The organism is Arthrobacter sp. OV608, assembly GCA_900110595.1.
In the GTDB taxonomy this organism is placed as follows: domain Bacteria; phylum Actinomycetota; class Actinomycetes; order Actinomycetales; family Micrococcaceae; genus Arthrobacter.
The window spans coordinates 77,316-94,930 of record FOEZ01000006.1; the positions used below are offsets into that span (position 1 = coordinate 77,316).

Below are 17,615 nucleotides of genomic sequence, written 5' to 3' on the forward strand. Positions count from 1 at the left end.
ACCCGCACCTGCCGGGCGGGCGCTCCCCACCAAGGAGGAGCGCCCGCCCGGCAGGGCCTGACCGATGGAGGTCACCATGGCACTATTCATCACCAAGCGCCTGCTGATGGCGTTGGCCACCGTGCTGGTGGTTGCGGTACTGGCGTTCCTGCTGGTGCACGCAATGCCCGGCAGCCCGGGCGCGGTGTCCCTCGGCGCCGGCGCCTCCGAGGAAGCCATCGACGAAGTCAACCAGCGCCTCGGCTGGAACGATCCGCTCCTGCTCCAGTTCGTCAGCTGGCTCGGCGCCGCAGTTCAGGGTGACCTAGGCATCTCGCTCATCGACGGTCGTTCCGTCAGCGCGGACCTGGCCAGCAGGCTCCCCGTCACGGCATCGCTCGCTGCCGGAGCCACGCTCCTCAGCGCAGTCCTCGGCATCGCCTTGGGCGTCACCGCAGCCGTCCGCGGCGGAACCGTGGACCGGATCATCGGCGGTGTGGCCGGTATGGCCGTAGCCCTTCCGGCATTCTGGATCGGCATCATCTTCGTCTACCTCCTGGCCGTCCAGTCCTCCGTCTTCCCGGCCACCGGCTACGTCCCGTTCGAGGTCTCACCCCAGGACTGGGCACTGTCCCTGGCACTGCCGGTGATCACCCTTGCCGTGGGCGGCGGAGCGTTCATCGCCCGCCAGACCAGGGCCTCCATGCTCGAAGCGCTCCAGCAGGAACACATTCGGACCCTCCGGGCCACGGCCACCCCCACCTGGAAAATCCTCTACATCCACGCCCTGCGCTACGCCAGCCTCCCCATCGTGGCCGGCATCGCACTGCAGTTCATCCAGCTCTTTGGCGGTTCGGTCATTGCCGAGCAGCTGTTCGCCATGCCGGGCCTGGGCCAGGCCGTCCAGAACTCCGTCAGCACCCATGACGCCCCGTCCGTCCAGGGCGTCGTAGTGATCGCCACCGTGGTGGTGGTCGCCGTGAACCTGGTGCTGGAACTCGCCACCAAGTTCCTCGACCCGAAGTTGCGTGCCTCATGATCCCCAACGTTGCCCCCGCACCTGCAGATTCAGCGGAGCCGACGGCGGCTGCCGTCCTTCCCAAGGCCCCGCGCCAAAGCGCGGCCAAGAAATTCTCCGGAAGCAAGCTGTTCGCCTCACCGGCGAGCATCGCCGGAGTGATCTGGCTGGCCGCGCTGGTGGTCGCCTCCCTCACCGCGCCGCTGTGGTTGCCGTTCAAGACTGAGGACCAGGACTTCACCGCCGTCCTGTCCGGACCCACCGCCGCCCACTGGCTCGGCACCGATGAACTGGGCCGGGACCTCCTCAGCCGCATCTTCGCTTCGGCGGCCGGCACGCTGGGGACGTCCATGATCACGGTGATTGTCGCCGTCGGCCTCGGAACGTTGTTGGCGATGCTGGCTGCAGCCGCAGGCGAACGCGTGGAAACCGTCATCAGCCGCGTCACCGAAATCATGATGTCCCTGCCCGGCACGGTGATTATCCTGGCCGTCATCGGCGCGGTGGGAACCAACATTCCGCTGATTATGGGCATCCTGGGCGTGCTGATCTCCGCGGGCATTTACCGGGTGATGCTGGGCCAGGCCAAGTCCCTGCAGTCCCAGCTGTACATTGACGCGGCCAAGGTGGACGGCGTGAGCACGGCCGGCATCAGCCTGCGGCACGTGCTGCCCGGCCTGACCAACACCATTGTGGTGCAGGCAGCCTTGATCTTCGCCGTCGGTATGCTCATCCAGGCCGGCCTGGCATTCATCGGCTTCGGGCCGCCCATCCCGCAGCCCAGCTGGGGCGGAATGATTCAGGGCGCCTCGCAGCACGTCTACGACGCCCCCTGGCTGATGGTCCCCACCGGCGCTGTGCTGGCCCTGACAGTCCTGGCCGCCAATGCCATCGGCAACGCCCTCGGCAAGGCACCCAACGCCACCGCCTCACACCTGCCCTCAGCTGCAGCCCGGCGCCAGCGCGGGAAAGCCGTCGCGGCGATCGCAGCAACTGCGCCGGCCTCGCAGGACGTCGCGAAGAACACACTCAGCGTCCGCAACCTCTCTGTGGGCGTGGACTCCGTGGGTGCCGGCAAGGGAGTCCGCCTGGTCACGGATGTCTCCTTCGACGTCGAACCCGGCACCGTCCTTGGCCTGGTGGGGGAATCCGGCTGCGGCAAAACCATGACGGCACTGTCGCTCCTGGGCCTGCTGCCCTCCGGGGTTTCCGTGACCGGCGGCCAGATCCTCTGGAACGGCAAAAACCTGGCCGCGGCCACCGAGAAGGACATGGAAGGCATCCGCGGACGCGGCATCGCCCTGATCTCGCAGGAACCCATGCGCGCCTTGGACCCCATGTTCACCGTGGGCTACCAGCTCACCGGCACCGTCCGGCGCCTCCGCGGGATAGGCCGGGCCGACGCGAAGGCCGAAGCCCTGGGCCTGCTGGAAAAGGTAGGCATCGTGGACGCCGCCCGCATCCTCAAGACCTACCCGCACCAGATCAGCGGCGGCATGGCCCAGCGCGTGGCCATCGCCCTGGCGCTCGCCGGCCGTCCCCGCCTGCTCGTGGCCGACGAACCCACCACCGCACTCGACGTCACCGTGCAGGCCGAGATCCTCTCGCTGCTGCGGTCCCTGGTGAAGGACACCGGAATGTCCGTAGTAATGGTGACGCACGATCTTGGCGTCGTGGCCGACCTCTGCGACCAGGTGGCCGTGATGTACGCCGGCGAGGTAGTGGAGAACGGCCGGACGGACAGCATCCTGGACAACCCGCGCCACCCGTACACCCTCGCGCTGCTCGCCGCTGATCCGCACGCCAACCACGGCGCGGACATGCCAGAACGGCTGGCCACCATCAGCGGACAGGTCCCGCAGCCCAAGGACTGGCCCAGCACCTGCCGGTTCGCCGCCCGCTGCCAGTTCGCCGGGTCCGCCTGCCTGGTCCCCATCCCGCTGCTTCCCTCCGGAACCGGCGACGGCGTGGTGCGCTGCGTCAAGGCGGACGAACTCGCCGTCGAAGGCCTGGATTGGTTGGCCACGGACGTCCCCAGCCACCACATCCTGAACCTGGTTGAGGCCCCGGCTGCTGCAACCCGAACTGCTGAAAAGGATCCCGCATGAGCACCGCAACCTCGGTCCGCCCCGAAGCGCCGCTGCCCGCCGCCGCCCAGCCCCTGCTGGAGGTCAAGGACCTGGTGGTCCGCTATGGACGCGGCCGCAAGGCAGCCGCCGCTCCCGCCGCCGTCGACCGCGTCAGCTGCAGCATCGCCCCCGGGGAAACCGTGGGACTGGTGGGGGAGTCCGGCTCGGGCAAGTCGACCATCGGCAAGGCGATCCTGGGCCTGCAGAAGGTGTCCGGCGGGTCCATCACGTACCAGGGCAAGGACATCACCTCCGCCGGAGCGTCCCAGCGCAGGGCCCTGGGAAGTGAACTGCGGGCTGTCTTCCAGGACCCCAACTCCTCCCTGAACCCACGCAACACCGTGGGGTCCTCGCTGGCCGAACCGCTCCGGCTCCGCGGCGTTGGAGCGGCGGAGGCGCGGCAGCGCGCCGAGGACATCCTGGAACGCGTTGGCCTGCCCCGCGAGGCAGTGGACCGGTACCCCAGCCAGTTCTCCGGCGGCCAGCGCCAGCGCATCTCCGTGGCCCGCGCCCTGATCTGCGACCCCAAGCTGGTGGTCTGCGACGAAGCCGTCAGCGCCCTGGATCTCTCCACCCAGGCCCAGGTGCTGAACCTCCTGGCCGATCTGCGCGACGAGCGCGGCCTGGGCTACCTGTTCATCGCGCACGACATCGCCGTGGTCCAGTTCCTGGCCCAGCGCGTGGTGGTCCTGTACCGAGGCCAGGTGATGGAAAGCGGACCTGCCGCCGCCGTCACCGAGAACCCCAGGCACCCGTTTACCCAAGCCCTCGTGGCCGCGTCCCCGGTACCCCGGCCCGCCGAGCAGGCCGCCCGCCGGGAGGCCCGCGAGTCCCTCGGGGTGCGGACCGGAGCGGCCGCGGTGCCCGGACCCGGCGGCTGCCCCTTCCGGCTCCGTTGCCCGCTGGCCACCGAGCTCTGCGCCTCTGAACGCCCGGCCCTGCGCACGGTGGGCGGCTCCGACGTCGCCTGCCACTACGCCTGAATATTTTTCACACAGACTGCAGAACGGAACATCCCGCATGACTTCGACTCCCTGGCACGCCGCCATGATCACCCCTGACGAAGAGTTCGACGGCGCCCCGCTGCTCCGTAAGGAATTCCGGCTGGCCGAAGGGCACGGCGCGGTGGCTAAGGCGACGCTCCGTGCCACCGCTTTCGGGGTTTACGAAGCCCTGATCAACGGCGTTCCGGTGGGCGAGGACGTACTGAGCCCGGGCTGGAGTTCCTACGAGTGGCGGCTCCGGTACCGCAGCTACGACGTGACGGCGCTCGTGCTGCCTACAACTGTCATCGGGGTAGCGCTGGGTAACGGCTGGTACCGCGGGCGGCTGGCCTGGCACGGCATGTCCAACCTCTACGGCGATGAGCTTGGCTGCTTCGGGCAGCTGGATATCGAGTTCGAGGACGGGCACGTCCAGACCGTCGCGTCGGATTCCTCCTGGCAGTCCGGCCCCTCCGCCACCACCTTCAACGATCTTTACGACGGCCAGACCATCGACGCCCGCCGGAACCAGCCGGGCTGGGCGGAGCCGGGCTTCGACGCCGGCACCTGGGCCGGGGTGCGCACGCTGGAGTTCGACGCCGGCCGGCTTGCTGAGCCGGCGGGCCCGCCCGTGGTGCGTACCGCCGTCGTCCGTCCCGTTGAAATTCTCACCTCGCCGAGCGGCAAGACGCTGGTGGACTTCGGCCAGAACCTGGTGGGCTGGCTGCGGTTCACCGTCCAGGGCGAGGCAGGGGAGACCATCACCGTGCGCCACGCCGAAGTGCTGGAGAACGGCGAGCGGGGCGTCCGCCCGCTGCGGTCCGCCAAGGCCACGGACACGTTCATCCTGTCCGGTGGCGAGGACTCCTTCGAGCCCACTAAAACGTTCCACGGGTTCCGCTACGCCGAAGTTTCCGGCTGGCCCGGCACGCTCTCCGAAGATTCACTCGAGGCGGTGGTGGTGCATTCCGAGCTGGAGCGCACCGGCACCTTCAAGTGCTCCAACGAACTGGTGAACCAGCTGCACCGCAACATCGTGTGGGGCCTGCGGGGCAACTTTCTGGACCTGCCCACGGACTGCCCGCAGCGCGACGAGCGGCTCGGCTGGACCGGGGACATCGCCGTCTTCGCGCCCACCGCGGCGTTCCTCTACGACGTCAAGGGCTTCCTGCAGGACTGGCTCCTGGACCTCGCTGCCGAGCAGAAGGCGGCGGATGGCCTTGTGCCAATCACCGTCCCGGATGCGCTGAAGTACTGCCCGCAGCCGCCTGAATTCCCGGCGCCGGAATCGTCAGCGCTCTGGAGCGAGGCCTCGGTCTGGGTGCCGTGGGCGCTGTGGGAGGCCTATGGCGACCTCACCGTGCTGCAGAACCAGTACGAATCCATGACCTCCCACACCCGCCGGGTGGAAGGCCTGCTCTCGCCCACGGGACTCTGGGATTCAGGGTTCCAGTTCGGCGACTGGCTGGACCCGGACGCCGATCCGGACAAGCCGTGGGACGCGAAGGCGGACACCGGCGTCGTTGCCACCACGTGTATGTTCCGCACGGCGAGCATCACGGCCCAAACTGCCCGGTTGCTGGGGCGTCAGCAGGACGCCGAGTACTTCGAGCAGCTGGCCGCACGGGTCCAGGCGTCGTACCTCGAGCACTACGTGGCCGCCGACGGCACCATCCGCAGCGACTGCACCACCGTCTACGCGCTGGCCATTGCCTTCGGGATCCTGCCCAGCGCTGAGCACGTCGACTTCGCCGGGGAGCGCCTCGCCGAGCTGGTCCGGAAGAACAACTACCGCGTGTCCACCGGCTTCGCGGGCACCCCGTTCATCACCGGCGCGCTCACGGACACGGGCCACAGTGAGGAGGCTTACCGCCTGCTGCTGGAGGAGGGCTGCCCGTCGTGGCTTTACCCGGTGACTATGGGCGCCACCACCGTGTGGGAGCGGTGGGACTCCATGCTCGAGGACGGCACCATCAACCCGGGCGAAATGACCAGCTTCAACCACTACGCCCTGGGCGCGGTGGCCGACTGGCTGCACAAGACGGTCGGCGGCATCAGTGCGCTCGCACCCGGTTACAGCAAGGTGCGGATCGCGCCGGTGCCGGGCGAAGGCATCGACTGGGCCAAGACCTCCCTGAAGACGACGCACGGAACCGTCCGTGTGGAATGGAAGCACGACGACGGCGCGTTCCGCCTCGAGGCGACGGTACCCGGGGGAGCGGAGGCCGACGTCGTACTTCCGGGCGGTGAGCAGCGCACCGTCGGTGCCGGCACGCACAGCTTCAGCGTGCCTGCCGCGCTGGCCGTCCCGGCCGGAGCGTAGGAGTGGCGGCTTTGCCGGAGCTGCTGGTCGTGGATAACGACTTCGCCGGCGATCCCGACGGGCTTGTGGCCCGGGCGCACATCCTGTTGCGCTGCGGCCCCGACGTGACTGTGCTCGTGACGAGCTCGCCGCTGGATCCGGGACTTGCCAAGGCAGCAGGAGCCGACCCTGCAACCACAGCCAGCCGGGGGACGGAACTGGCCGAGGAGCTCCTGGAGCTGATGGGGATCGACGACGTCCGGGTGATGACGGGTGTCGAGGATCCCGGAACCGGCGCAGGGCAGGTCAGCGCCGCGGCGCGCGAGATCGTAGAGATGTCCGCACGCTTTGAGCGGACCATGATCCTGTGCGGAGGACCGCTGACCAATGTTGCTGCCGCGCTGGAGCTGGACCCGACGCTCGCCGATCGCGCAATGCTGGTGTGGGTGGGCGGCACGCTGGCCGAAGCGGACCGCGGGGAATACAACTCGGACACGGACGCCGCATCCGCCGCGGAGGTGATGGCGTCGAGGATGGCCCTGGTCCGGATCCCGTGCGAGGAGTACACGCAGATGACCGTTGCGGTGGACGCGGTGAAGAACGAGCTGGCTGCCGCATCGCCGGTGGGGTCCTGGTTGGCGGAGCGGCTGCTGGACGTTCCGTCCTTTGTGCAGCTGGGCAGCAAGCTGACCGTCGGCGATAGTGTCCTGGTGCCCTTTGTGCCAGGCCCAGGCATGGCCGGGATCGTGGCTGATTCGGGACCCGTGATCCACAACAGGATCGATAGTGCCGCGCTGTGGGAGGACCTGCTCGAGCAGCTTAAAGCAGTGCGTTAGGTAGCCTGATCCGGGGCACCTTTCCACCTATGGATCGCCCTGTTGCCGCATGGTATTTTGACCCTCTTACGTCGCTTAAAGGGAGCGATCCAGGAGGAGGGCAAGCTCATGAGTGATACCAATTCCGCCGGAGCGAACGTGGACGTTGTGGACATCCTGACCAGTGATCACCAGGACATGATTGCGCTGATCGCGCAGATCAGGAGTGCGTCCGGGGACGGCGCACGGGATCTGGCGGACACCCTGATCGCGGAGGTCATGCGTCACGCGGTTGCCGAGGAAATGTACGTTTATCCGGCCGTCGAGGACCACGTGCCCAACGGCAAGGAAGAAGTGGAACATGACAAGAAGGAGCACGACGAGATCGTCAAGCTCATGAAGCGGCTGGAGAAGGCGGAGCCCGCCGAACCGGCCTTTATGGAGCTGGTCAATGAGCTTGAGGCGCAGCTGAGCCATCACGCAAACGACGAGGAGACTGAACAGTTTCCAAAACTCCGGCTGCACATCCCCCGGGAGAAGCTCGTCGACCTCGGCGAAAAGGTGGAGAAAGCGAAAAAGCTGGCACCCACCCGGCCGCACCCCAGTGCGCCGCATTCGGAGTTGTTCCACAAAACCCTGGGACCGGGCGTTGGCATGGTGGACCGGATCCTGGACAAGCTGAAGGGCAGGCACACGGACTCGTAGGCTTGCCGCGGCGGCTCTCGGCCTAGCTGCCGGCCGAGAGCAGCCGCTGGATCTGCACCGCGGCGTCGCTGTCCGGCGCCGGGGTGTAGACCACAAGATGCAAGTCGGGGCGGTCCGAGGGCGAGACCTGGTGGTGCTCCAGCCGGAGCACGCCCACCCAAGGGTGGTGGAAGAGCCTTTCGCGGGATTCGAAGCCGAGGATGTCGTAGCGGTCCCAGCCTTCCTTAAATTCCGGACTGGTCTCCTTGAGCCGCTCCACCTGGTAGGCCACATCCGGATCGCCCAGCCGCTGACCGGCTTCGGCCCGGAACTCGGCCAGGAAGCGCCTGCTGGTGACGTCCCAGTCGGGGAGCAGCTCCCGGACGTACGGGTCGGTGAAGACCAGCCACAGCAGGTTCCGTTCCGGGGCGGCAACGTTGGCGATGTTCGGATACAGCGCGGCGTAGGCCCTGTTCCAGCCAGTGACGCTCCAGTCAGGTGCCAGCGCGAAGGCGGGGTTGGGGCCGAGGGCGTCGAGGAGGCGCTGGATGTGGGCGGGAGCGTCAGCTGCGACCGGACCGGCTGTGACGGGCACTGAATAGCCGCCCAGTGACAGGACGTAGGAACGACCGGTTTCCGAGAGGTGCAGGGTGCGGGCCACGGCTTCCAGGACTTCGCGGGAGGGCCTGATGTCCCGGCCCTGCTCCAGCCATGTGTACCAGGTGACGCTGACGCCGGAAAGGAAGGCGACTTCCTCCCGCCTCAGCCCTCTCTCACGCCGGCGGGCGACGGGCGGTAATCCATACTCGGACCGCAGTGCCTGGTCCCGGCGTGCGCGCAGGAACAGGCCGAGCTCCTTGCGTCTGTCCCCGGCATCTTTCACGGGAAACAACACTAGTACTCTGGTACTCCTACTACTAGTATCAGCACTGTCTTCCGCGCGAGCGCCGGGCACGGCAGGATCGGTAGCATGCCTGCACTCCGTTCCCGCACTGTCACCCATGGCCGCAATATGGCCGGCGCCCGCGCACTGCTGCGCGCCTCCGGCGTCGCCAACACAGACATCGGCAAGCCGATCATCGCCGTGGCCAACTCCTTCACCGAATTCGTCCCCGGCCATACCCACCTCGCTCCTGTGGGCCGGATCGTCTCCGACGCCATCCTTGCGGCCGGCGCTGTGCCGCGTGAGTTCAACACCATCGCCGTGGACGACGGCATCGCCATGGGCCACTCCGGGATGCTCTACTCCCTGCCGTCCCGCGACCTGATCGCCGACTCCGTGGAGTACATGGTCAACGCACACTGCGCCGACGCCCTGGTCTGTATCTCCAACTGCGACAAGATCACGCCGGGCATGCTCATGGCCGCGCTGCGCCTGAACATCCCCGTAGTGTTCGTCTCCGGCGGGCCCATGGAGGCCGGCCGCGTGACCCTGACCGACGGCTCCGTACGCTCCCTGGACCTGGTGAACGCGATTGCCGACGCCGTGGACGAGTCCATTTCCGATGAAGACATCAACCTCATCGAAGAGAATGCCTGCCCCACCTGTGGTTCCTGCTCCGGCATGTTCACCGCCAACTCCATGAACTGCCTCGCCGAGGCAATCGGCCTGGCCCTGCCGGGCAACGGCTCCGTGCTGGCGACCCACACCGCGCGCAAGGCGCTGTACGAGAAGGCCGGCGCCACCGTCGTCGAGCTCGTCAAGCGCTACTACGACGGCGACGACGACTCAGTTCTGCCGCGCTCCATCGCCACTGCCGAGGCCTTTGACAACGCCATGGCCCTGGATATCTCGATGGGCGGCTCCACCAACACGATCCTGCACCTGCTGGCTGCGGCCCAGGAAGCGGGCGTGGAGTACGGACTGGCCGAGATGGACGCCAAGTCGCGCCAGGTGCCCTGCCTGGCAAAGGTGGCCCCGAACGTTGCCAAGGACAAGACCTATTACATGGAGGACGTGCACCGCGCCGGCGGCATCCCTGCGCTGCTGGGCGAACTGAATCGCGGCGGCCTCCTGCACAAGAACGTCCACTCCGTGCACTCCGCGGATCTGGACGGCTGGCTGGATGACTGGGACATCCGCGGCGGCAAAGCCACGGAAGAAGCGAAGGCCCTGTGGCATGCGGCTCCCGGCGGCGTCCGCTCCTCCACCGCGTTCTCCCAGTCGAACCAGTGGACCTCCCTGGACACCGACGCTGCGGAAGGCTGCATCCGGTCCGTGGAGCACGCCTACTCCAAGGACGGCGGCCTGGCTGTGCTCCGCGGCAACGTGGCCTTGGACGGCGCCGTGGTGAAGACCGCCGGCGTGGACGAGTCCATCTGGGTCTTTGAAGGCCCGGCAGTCGTATGCGAGTCCCAGGACGAAGCCGTGGAAAAGATCCTGAACAAGGGCGTCAAGGAAGGCGACGTAGTGGTCATCCGCTACGAAGGCCCGCGCGGCGGCCCCGGCATGCAGGAAATGCTCTACCCGACGTCGTTCCTCAAGGGCCGCGGCCTGGGCAAGAAGTGCGCCCTCATCACGGACGGGCGCTTCTCCGGCGGCACCTCCGGGCTGTCGATCGGTCACATCTCACCGGAGGCTGCCTCCGGCGGCGCTATCGCCCTGGTGGAGGACGGCGACATCATCAGCATTGACATCACGCAGCGTTCCCTTCAGCTGCAGGTTTCGGACGAGGTCCTTGCCGAACGCCGCGAAAAGCTGGAGGCCAATGGCGGGTACAAGGCCAAGAACCGGGACCGCTACGTTTCCCCGGCCCTCCGCGCCTACGCCGCCATGGCACTGTCGGCCGACAAGGGCGCGGTGCGTGACGTGTCACTGGTGGAGAACTTGGTCTAGGCTGCGAAGAAAACTCCCGGGAGGACCCATTGCCGTACACCGTTGATTTCAAGGACGTCTCCACCATTGGTTTGGAGTCGTCACCCGTGGCGGAAGCGCTGGCGGGGCTGCGCGCCAACGAGGCGCGGTACTACAAGAACAAGTACGACCACGATTTCACCGTCACCCCTGCCAGTGAGGCGCCGGAGACAGTGGCGTATGTGCACAACATCCTCTCCACAGAGCGCAATCTCGTCATCGCGTCCCGTCCACTCGAAGTGTCCTCCTTCGAAGTGGACGGGCTGCGCATGGCGTACGTGTTCTATGAGTCCGGCCTGGCAATCAACGTGATGTACGGCCTCGAGGAAGGCGGGAAACGGGCAGTCGGGTTCAAGCTCTCCGACGGCATGGACGTTCCCGAGGAACTGGCATCCAGCTTCAAGTTCGCGCGCCAGAAGTCCAAGCTCGCCGGCGTCATCCGCGGCTCCTACTTTGTGATCAAGGGCGAGTACTGACCCAGGACCCCTTTCCGGCAGCACGAGGCTGCATGCCGCGGCGTGGACCGGTTGAAGGCTGCAATGTCAGACCCTCCTTCTAGTCTGAAAGTGTCCCGAGGAGGAGGGGCATTGGTTCCGTGAAGGGGGTGCAGCGTGGAGGTTCAGCCGTTCGTCGATGACGAGGAGGCGTGGGTTCCGGCTGTCGAGTTCACGGACGGGGAGGATTCGCTCCTGGCCGGGACGGTGAGCTTCCCGGTTCCGGCTTTCCTGACCGCTGATGGTGCGGTCCGCGTGGTCCAATCGGCTGACAGGCTTATTGCGTGGGCTACGGGCCTGAAGCAGGGCGCGCTTGCCCGGGTTGAGGAAGCTGTTGCCGAGGAAGCTCCCGCACGGGAGGAGAGCCAGCCGGTACGGTTTGGCGGGGACGAGGCCCATGCGCTTGCTGTCACCGAAGTGTCAACGGCGTGTGCCCTCTCGGAAGGCACGGCTGCGCGGTTGCTTAATGATGCGGCGGAGCTGACGACGTCGCTTTGGGAGGTCCTTGAAGCCCTGGAGGCCGGCGACATTTCCGAGGTGCATGCGCGGATCATTGTTGACCAGGCCCGTTCCCTCCCTGACGGGCAGGCTGAACGGTTCGCGTCGGTGGGGCTGCGGCGGACGCGGACGCGGAACGGGCGCAGGCGGACGCCGGCTGAATTGCGTGCCTGTCTGCGGCGGTTGCGGGAAGAGCTGCACCCTGAAAGCCTCGCAGCGCGCAAGGACGCGGCCCGGCGTGAGCGCGGCGTGTGGTTCAGGGCTGAGCCGGACGGGATGTGCACGCTCTCGGCGTTCCTCACCGCGGAGGTCGGAATGGCAATCTATAGCGGACTGGATCGTGATGCGCGGCTGGCCAGCGCACGGGCCGCGGAGCTCAAGGAGCTCAGGGACCTTCCTGGGCCCGGCTCGGCTTCTGGATCCAGCGGTGCAGAAGTCGGCGCTGCTCCTGGACCCGGCGCTGCTCCTGGACCTGGCACTGTTTCTGAAGCCGGCGCTGCTGTGGATTCGCCTACGCTGTCGGAGTTCCGCGCCGAGTCGCTGGCCTACCGCCTCTTGGGTGGCCCTGAAACGGGCGGGTCCGACAAGCTTTTTGGTGGCCCTGACGGGGTGGACTCCAGGGTGTTCCGCCCTGAAATCGTGGTGACTATCCCGGTGGGACAGGTTATGGGCGGCAGCCCAGGTTCCGGCGGCGGTCCGATACCCGCCGAACCAGCCACATGGCTCTCGGCGGCGGCTGGACTTGGTACGGCCGGACCTCCGGGTGCTGGTTTTGGTGCGGCTGGGTTTGGTACGGCCGGGCCTCCAGGTGCTGGTTTTGGTGCGGCTGGGCTTCGCGCGGCTGGGCTTGGCGCGGCCGGACCGCCGGGTGCTGAGTTTGGGACGGCTGAACTGGAAGGGTATGGCCCTCTTGATGCTGCCACGGCTCGGCGTTTGGCGGCGCTGGCGCCTGCCTGGTACCTGCTGTTCACGGACGGGACCACCGGGGAGGCGTTGGGTGTGGGGCGGCGGGCATATCGTCCACCGAAGGCGTTGCGCCGGTATTTGCAGTGCCGTGACGGGACCTGCCGGTTCCCGGGATGCACCCGCCGGGCCAGTGTCTGCGAGCCCGATCACACTATCGAGTGGCAGGACGGCGGGACTACCGATCCCGGCAATCTGGCGATGCTCTGCCGCAGGCATCATGCGCTGAAGTCCATCGGCGCGTGGAGCTACAGACACTCTTCCCCTTCCGGCAACCTGGAGTGGCGTTCACCGCTGGGCCGGAAATACACCACCGAACCAGCGGACCACGGAAAAGTCCTCAATATGCTCCAACAGCCAGAGCCACCACCGTTCTAGCCGGGAGGTGCTTCGGCTGTCGCAGTTTCGGCGCCACCGCATTCCCGCTGGCGTCCGTCACGGGCCGTCGTGTGTGTGGACTTGATCAGGGTGGACGTTCAGGACTTGAACCGCCCCAGTTCCGGGGCGGCTCAGTCCAGCGCGAAGACCTGGCCAGTCTGGATCCCTGAAACCGACATCACATGTGCGCGCCAAAATTGTCGGTGTGCCACGTGACGGCAGGCACGAATTCGCCTCTTTGGTGACTCTTCATTACATGGCCGGAGTGTCGCATAGGTCACATGCAGTTGCTTCTGGGCGACTTACCCGCCCAACCTTGCATCACATCTTTTTTCAGCGCTTGTCAGAGCGTGCCCAACGAAGGAGCACCACCTATGACTGACGTTCTTTGGTTTTCGGACCTCGGCCTGTCCGACCTCGATCAAGTCGGCGGCAAGAACGCCTCGCTCGGCGAAATGGTCCGAAACCTCGCCTCCTCCGGGGTCAAGGTCCCGGACGGTTTCGCCACCACAGCAGACGCCTACCGGCGTTTCTTGAGCGGGTCCGGCCTCGACACCCGGATCGAAGGCATCCTTAAGGACCTGGACAGCGGCGATGTAACCGCACTGGCCCTGGCCGGGAAGCAAATCCGGGACCTGATCAGCAGCACCCCCTTTCCAGCCGGATTCGAGGAGCAGATCCGGACCGCCTACCACCGTTTGACGGACAACCACGGCGGTGACGTGTCCTGGGCAGTGCGCTCCAGCGCCACGGCCGAAGACCTGCCTGATGCTTCCTTCGCCGGGCAGCAGGAGACCTTCCTGAACATCCGGGGCGTGGATAACATCCTGCTCGCCATCAAGGACGTCTTTGCCTCGCTCTACAACGACCGGGCCATCGCCTACCGGGTGCATCACGGCTTCACGCATTCAGAAGTTGCGCTCTCAGCCGGCGTCCAGCGCATGGTCCGCTCCGACGTCGGCGCTTCCGGGGTGATGTTCACCATGGACACCGAAACGGGCTTCAACGACGCCGTCTTCATCACCTCCTCCTACGGCCTCGGCGAGGCCGTGGTCCAGGGCGCCGTAAACCCCGACGAGTTCTACGTCCACAAGGCCGCCCTGGCCGCCGGTCGGCCGGCGGTGCTCAAGCGCGGCCTCGGCGAAAAAGCAGTCCAGATGACTTACACGGAATCCCGTGAGGTGGGCAGGACAGTGGACTTCGTTCCTGTGCCCCAGGACCTTCGCCGCCGTTTCAGCCTGACGGATGCAGAAGTCGAGGAGCTTGCCCGCCACGCGATGGCCATCGAGGCGCACTACGGCCGCCCCATGGACATCGAGTGGGGGAAGGACGGGGTGGACGGCGAGCTCTACATCCTTCAGGCGCGTCCTGAGACCGTTGAGTCCCGGAAGGCCACCGGCACCATCTCCCGGTACACGCTGAACGAGCGCTCGGCCGTCCTGGTCGAGGGCCGGGCCATTGGCCAGCGCATCGGCGCGGGCCAGGTACGGGTCCTCACCTCGATCGACCAGATGGCCTCGTTCCAGGCCGGGGACGTCCTGGTGGCCAACATGACGGACCCGGACTGGGAACCGATCATGAAGAAGGCCGCCGCCATCGTCACCGACCGCGGCGGGCGCACCTGCCACGCAGCCATCATCGCCCGCGAACTTGGCATCCCGGCCGTCGTCGGTACCGGCAATGCTTCCCGGCTCCTGGCTGACGGCTCACCGGTCACGGTTTCCTGCGCCGAGGGCGAGGCGGGCCTGGTCTACGAGGGCCTGCTGGACTACACCCTGAACGAGACCAGCCTGGACACCATGCCGCCGGCGCCGGTCAAGATCATGATGAACGTGGGAACCCCCGAGCAGGCCTTCAGCTTCGCCCGGCTTCCGCACCACGGTGTAGGGCTCGCCCGCCTCGAATTCATTATCAACCGCCAGATCGGTATCCACCCCAATGCCCTGCTGGCAGTGGCGGGAGAGATCGAACGCCCGGCCGGTCTCTCGGACTACACCGTGCGCCAGATCCGCGAGAAGACGGCTGCCTACGACGGGCCCCGGGACTACTACGTCCGGCGCCTGGCCGAGGGCATTTCCACCATCGCCGCGGCGTTTGCCCCCGAACCGGTCATCATCCGGCTCTCGGACTTCAAGTCCAACGAGTACGCCAACCTGCTGGGCGGTCCCGCATTCGAACCAACCGAGGAGAACCCGATGATCGGCTACCGGGGTGCGTCCCGGTACCTCTCGGACTCGTTCCGGCAGGCCTTCGAGCTTGAGTGCGAAGCCCTGAAGTTCGTGCGCAACGAAATGGGCCTGTCCAACATCAAGATCATGGTCCCGTTCGTGCGGACCCTGGACGAGGCCCGGGGAGTCACCGAGCTGCTCGCCGCCAACGGGCTGCGCCGGGGCGAGGACGGGCTGGAGATCGTGATGATGTGTGAACTGCCCGCCAACGCCCTGCTCGCCGATGAGTTCCTCGAGTACTTCGACGGCTTCTCCATCGGCTCCAACGACCTGACCCAGCTGACCCTGGGCCTGGACCGCGATTCGGCGCTGGTGGCCGAAGGCTTCGACGAACGGAACCCGGCGGTAACCAGGCTCCTGGAAATGGCCATCGCCGCCTGCCGTGCCAAGGGCAAGTACGTCGGCATTTGCGGGCAGGGCCCCAGCGACCACCCGGACTTTGCCGAGTGGCTCCTGGAAAAGGGCATCAGCTCCATCTCGCTGAACCCCGACGCCGTCACCGACACCTGGCTGCGACTGGCCCGCTCCGGAACGCGCTCAGCGGTCTAAGTGGCGGACCAACACCGGATGGATACCGTGGGGGCGGGCAGCTCGTCCGCCCCCACGGTGTTCTTCCTTTCCGACAGCACCGGCATCACCGCCGAAACGCTGGGCAATACCTTGCTCACTCAATTTCCCACCCGGCACCTGGAGCGCCGGACCATCCCGTTCATCACCACGGTGGAGCAGGCTCACGAAGTGGTCGCCGTCATCGACCGGCTCGCCGCCGCCGGGCCCCGGCCGATCATCTTCTCCACCACCGTCGATAACGATATTCGCGCCGTTCTTTCCCGGAGCCATGGGCACTTCTTCGACCTCTTCGGGGCACATATCGGCCAACTGGAACAGGCACTCCACGTCCCCGCCAGCGGGCAGCCCGGCCAGGCCCACGGCGTGGGTGACGCGGTCCGCTACCAGTCCCGCATGGCCGCCGTCGAATACGCCATCGAGCACGACGACGGCCAGTCCGTGCGTGCGCTGGAGCGCGCAGAACTGATCCTCATCGCTCCCTCGCGGTGCGGAAAAACCCCCACCACCATGTACCTGGCGCTGCAGCACGGCATCCTCGCCGCCAACTTTCCCCTGGTGGAGGAAGATTTCGCCAGCCTGTCCCTTCCGAAACCATTGCTGCCCTTTATGAACAAATGCTTTGGGCTGACCTCCCTGCCCGTGCGGCTGAGCCAGATTCGCCAGGAACGCAGGCCGGGCAGCGACTACGCCTCGCTGGGCCAGTGCACCTATGAGCTGCGCAACGCCGAGGACATGTACAGGGTCAACCAGGTGCCCTATGTAAATTCCGCGTCAATGTCGGTTGAAGAAATCTCCGCCACTGTCCTCCAGCGGATGCGGCTGCACCACTGACCAGGGCCGCGGCCCGCCCTGAGAATGGCCGGCGCCTACCCCTCCGAGTGCGTCCGCACGTCCGGGCTGACTTCGGCCAGGTAGCCCAGGTTCCTGGACACGGCACGCGCCGTGGCCCGGACCGCCGGGGCCAGCACGTTGGGCGGCGTTGAGCCGTCCGGCACCACGATGGACAGCGCGGCCACCACGGACCCCTGCGCGTCAAAGATCGGCGACGCGACGGACACTGTCTTCGAGGGCGCCGAGCGGCGGATCATGGCAATCCCGGTGCGCCGCACATCAGACAGGGTCCGGCGCAGCTGGCCTTCGGGCATGTGCTCCACGCCGGGTTCGTGCTCGGGCGGCTTCCGCAGCGTGGCCTCCTGGAACTGCTGGTCCGCGCCTGCCAGGAGAACCAGCCCGACGGCGGTGCTCCGCAGCGGCGCGCGTCCGCCCACCCGGTACGCCACTTCCGTGGCGTCCTTCGAGGACAGCCGCTCAATCAAGACGGCTTCCTCGTTGTCCCGCACGGCCAGCAGGACGTGGTGCCGGGTCACCTCGAACAGGTCCTCCAGGTAGGGCAGTGCGATCTCGCGCACGCCGTGGCCGCGCGGTGACAGGGATGCCACCTCCCATAGGCGGACCCCCACAACGTAACGGCCGTCGTCGAGCCTTTCCAGTGCGCCCCATGCAACCAGCCGGGCAATGAGGCGCAGCGCGGTGGGCGCGGGCATTCCGGCGTGGCGGGCCAGTTCCGAGAGGGTTAAAGCGCGACGGCGGTCGGAAAAGACCGCGAGCAGGCTCAGCGCCCGGTCAATCACCGGTTCGCCCTGCTTGGGCCGCTTCCCGCGGGCGGGAGTGCTGTCGGTGTCCGGGGTGACAGTCATGGCCGAAGGTCCTTGCGCGGTTG

13 protein-coding genes are annotated in these 17,615 nt (G+C 67.0%); 11 read left to right on the forward strand and 2 right to left on the reverse strand.

The genetic code is table 11. From position 1 onward, the window contains the following. Positions 1 to 64 precede the first annotated feature (64 nt). The 6 genes from BMX78_RS10000 (at position 65) to BMX78_RS10025 (ending at position 7,931) form a co-directional block, all read left to right on the forward strand. The gene (locus BMX78_RS10000) at positions 65 to 1,018 is read left to right on the forward strand and encodes an ABC transporter permease (protein WP_091419063.1); all 954 of its coding nucleotides are present in this window, start codon (positions 65 to 67) and stop codon (positions 1,016 to 1,018) included. Next, a complete protein-coding gene (locus BMX78_RS10005) occupies positions 1,015 to 3,105 on the forward strand; it encodes a dipeptide/oligopeptide/nickel ABC transporter permease/ATP-binding protein (protein ID WP_091419064.1) in 2,091 nt (696 codons plus the stop codon). The genes BMX78_RS10000 and BMX78_RS10005 overlap by 4 nt, the downstream gene beginning before the upstream one ends. Further along, entirely contained in the window at positions 3,102 to 4,109 is a 1,008-nt protein-coding gene (locus tag BMX78_RS10010) for an oligopeptide/dipeptide ABC transporter ATP-binding protein (RefSeq protein ID WP_091419066.1), read from the forward strand. The genes BMX78_RS10005 and BMX78_RS10010 overlap by 4 nt, the downstream gene beginning before the upstream one ends. 37 nt (positions 4,110 to 4,146) lie before the next feature. Next, positions 4,147 to 6,432, forward strand: a complete 2,286-nt coding sequence (locus tag BMX78_RS10015; protein WP_091419068.1) for an alpha-L-rhamnosidase — start codon at positions 4,147 to 4,149, stop codon at positions 6,430 to 6,432. Between the two features lie 11 nt (positions 6,433 to 6,443). Further along, positions 6,444 to 7,247 (forward strand): nucleoside hydrolase, encoded by an 804-nt coding sequence (locus BMX78_RS10020; protein ID WP_170850765.1) that lies wholly within the window; start codon positions 6,444 to 6,446, stop codon positions 7,245 to 7,247. A gap of 108 nt (positions 7,248 to 7,355) precedes the next feature. Next, positions 7,356 to 7,931, forward strand: a complete 576-nt coding sequence (locus BMX78_RS10025; protein WP_091419071.1) for a hemerythrin domain-containing protein — start codon at positions 7,356 to 7,358, stop codon at positions 7,929 to 7,931. A 22-nt stretch (positions 7,932 to 7,953) separates the two neighbouring features. Here the strand turns inward: BMX78_RS10025 and BMX78_RS10030 are convergent, their stop codons facing one another. Further along, positions 7,954 to 8,793, reverse strand: coding sequence for a helix-turn-helix transcriptional regulator (locus tag BMX78_RS10030; protein WP_091419300.1), 840 nt, complete (start codon positions 8,791 to 8,793; stop codon positions 7,954 to 7,956). Positions 8,794 to 8,880: 87 nt separating this feature from the next. On the opposite strand from BMX78_RS10030, the gene ilvD reads away from it, so the two are divergent. The 5 genes from ilvD (at position 8,881) to BMX78_RS10055 (ending at position 16,726) form a co-directional block, all read left to right on the forward strand. Next, complete coding sequence (gene ilvD, locus BMX78_RS10035; protein WP_091419072.1) at positions 8,881 to 10,746, forward strand: dihydroxy-acid dehydratase; 1,866 nt, start codon at positions 8,881 to 8,883, stop codon at positions 10,744 to 10,746. Between the two features lie 29 nt (positions 10,747 to 10,775). Next, positions 10,776 to 11,240, forward strand: coding sequence for a DUF8821 family protein (locus tag BMX78_RS10040; protein ID WP_091419073.1), 465 nt, complete (start codon positions 10,776 to 10,778; stop codon positions 11,238 to 11,240). 135 nt (positions 11,241 to 11,375) lie between these two features. Beyond that, positions 11,376 to 13,097: an HNH endonuclease gene (locus BMX78_RS10045; protein ID WP_091419075.1), complete on the forward strand. Its 1,722-nt coding sequence runs from the start codon at positions 11,376 to 11,378 to the stop codon at positions 13,095 to 13,097. A 374-nt stretch (positions 13,098 to 13,471) separates the two neighbouring features. Next, on the forward strand, positions 13,472 to 15,874 hold the full coding sequence (gene ppsA, locus BMX78_RS10050; protein ID WP_091419076.1) for a phosphoenolpyruvate synthase: 2,403 nt from the start codon (positions 13,472 to 13,474) through the stop codon (positions 15,872 to 15,874). Positions 15,875 to 15,892: 18 nt separating this feature from the next. Further along, positions 15,893 to 16,726, forward strand: coding sequence for a pyruvate, water dikinase regulatory protein (locus BMX78_RS10055; RefSeq protein WP_091419302.1), 834 nt, complete (start codon positions 15,893 to 15,895; stop codon positions 16,724 to 16,726). A gap of 35 nt (positions 16,727 to 16,761) precedes the next feature. Here the strand turns inward: BMX78_RS10055 and BMX78_RS10060 are convergent, their stop codons facing one another. Beyond that, on the reverse strand, positions 16,762 to 17,592 hold the full coding sequence (locus tag BMX78_RS10060) for an IclR family transcriptional regulator (protein ID WP_091419078.1): 831 nt from the start codon (positions 17,590 to 17,592) through the stop codon (positions 16,762 to 16,764). Positions 17,593 to 17,615 lie beyond the last annotated feature (23 nt).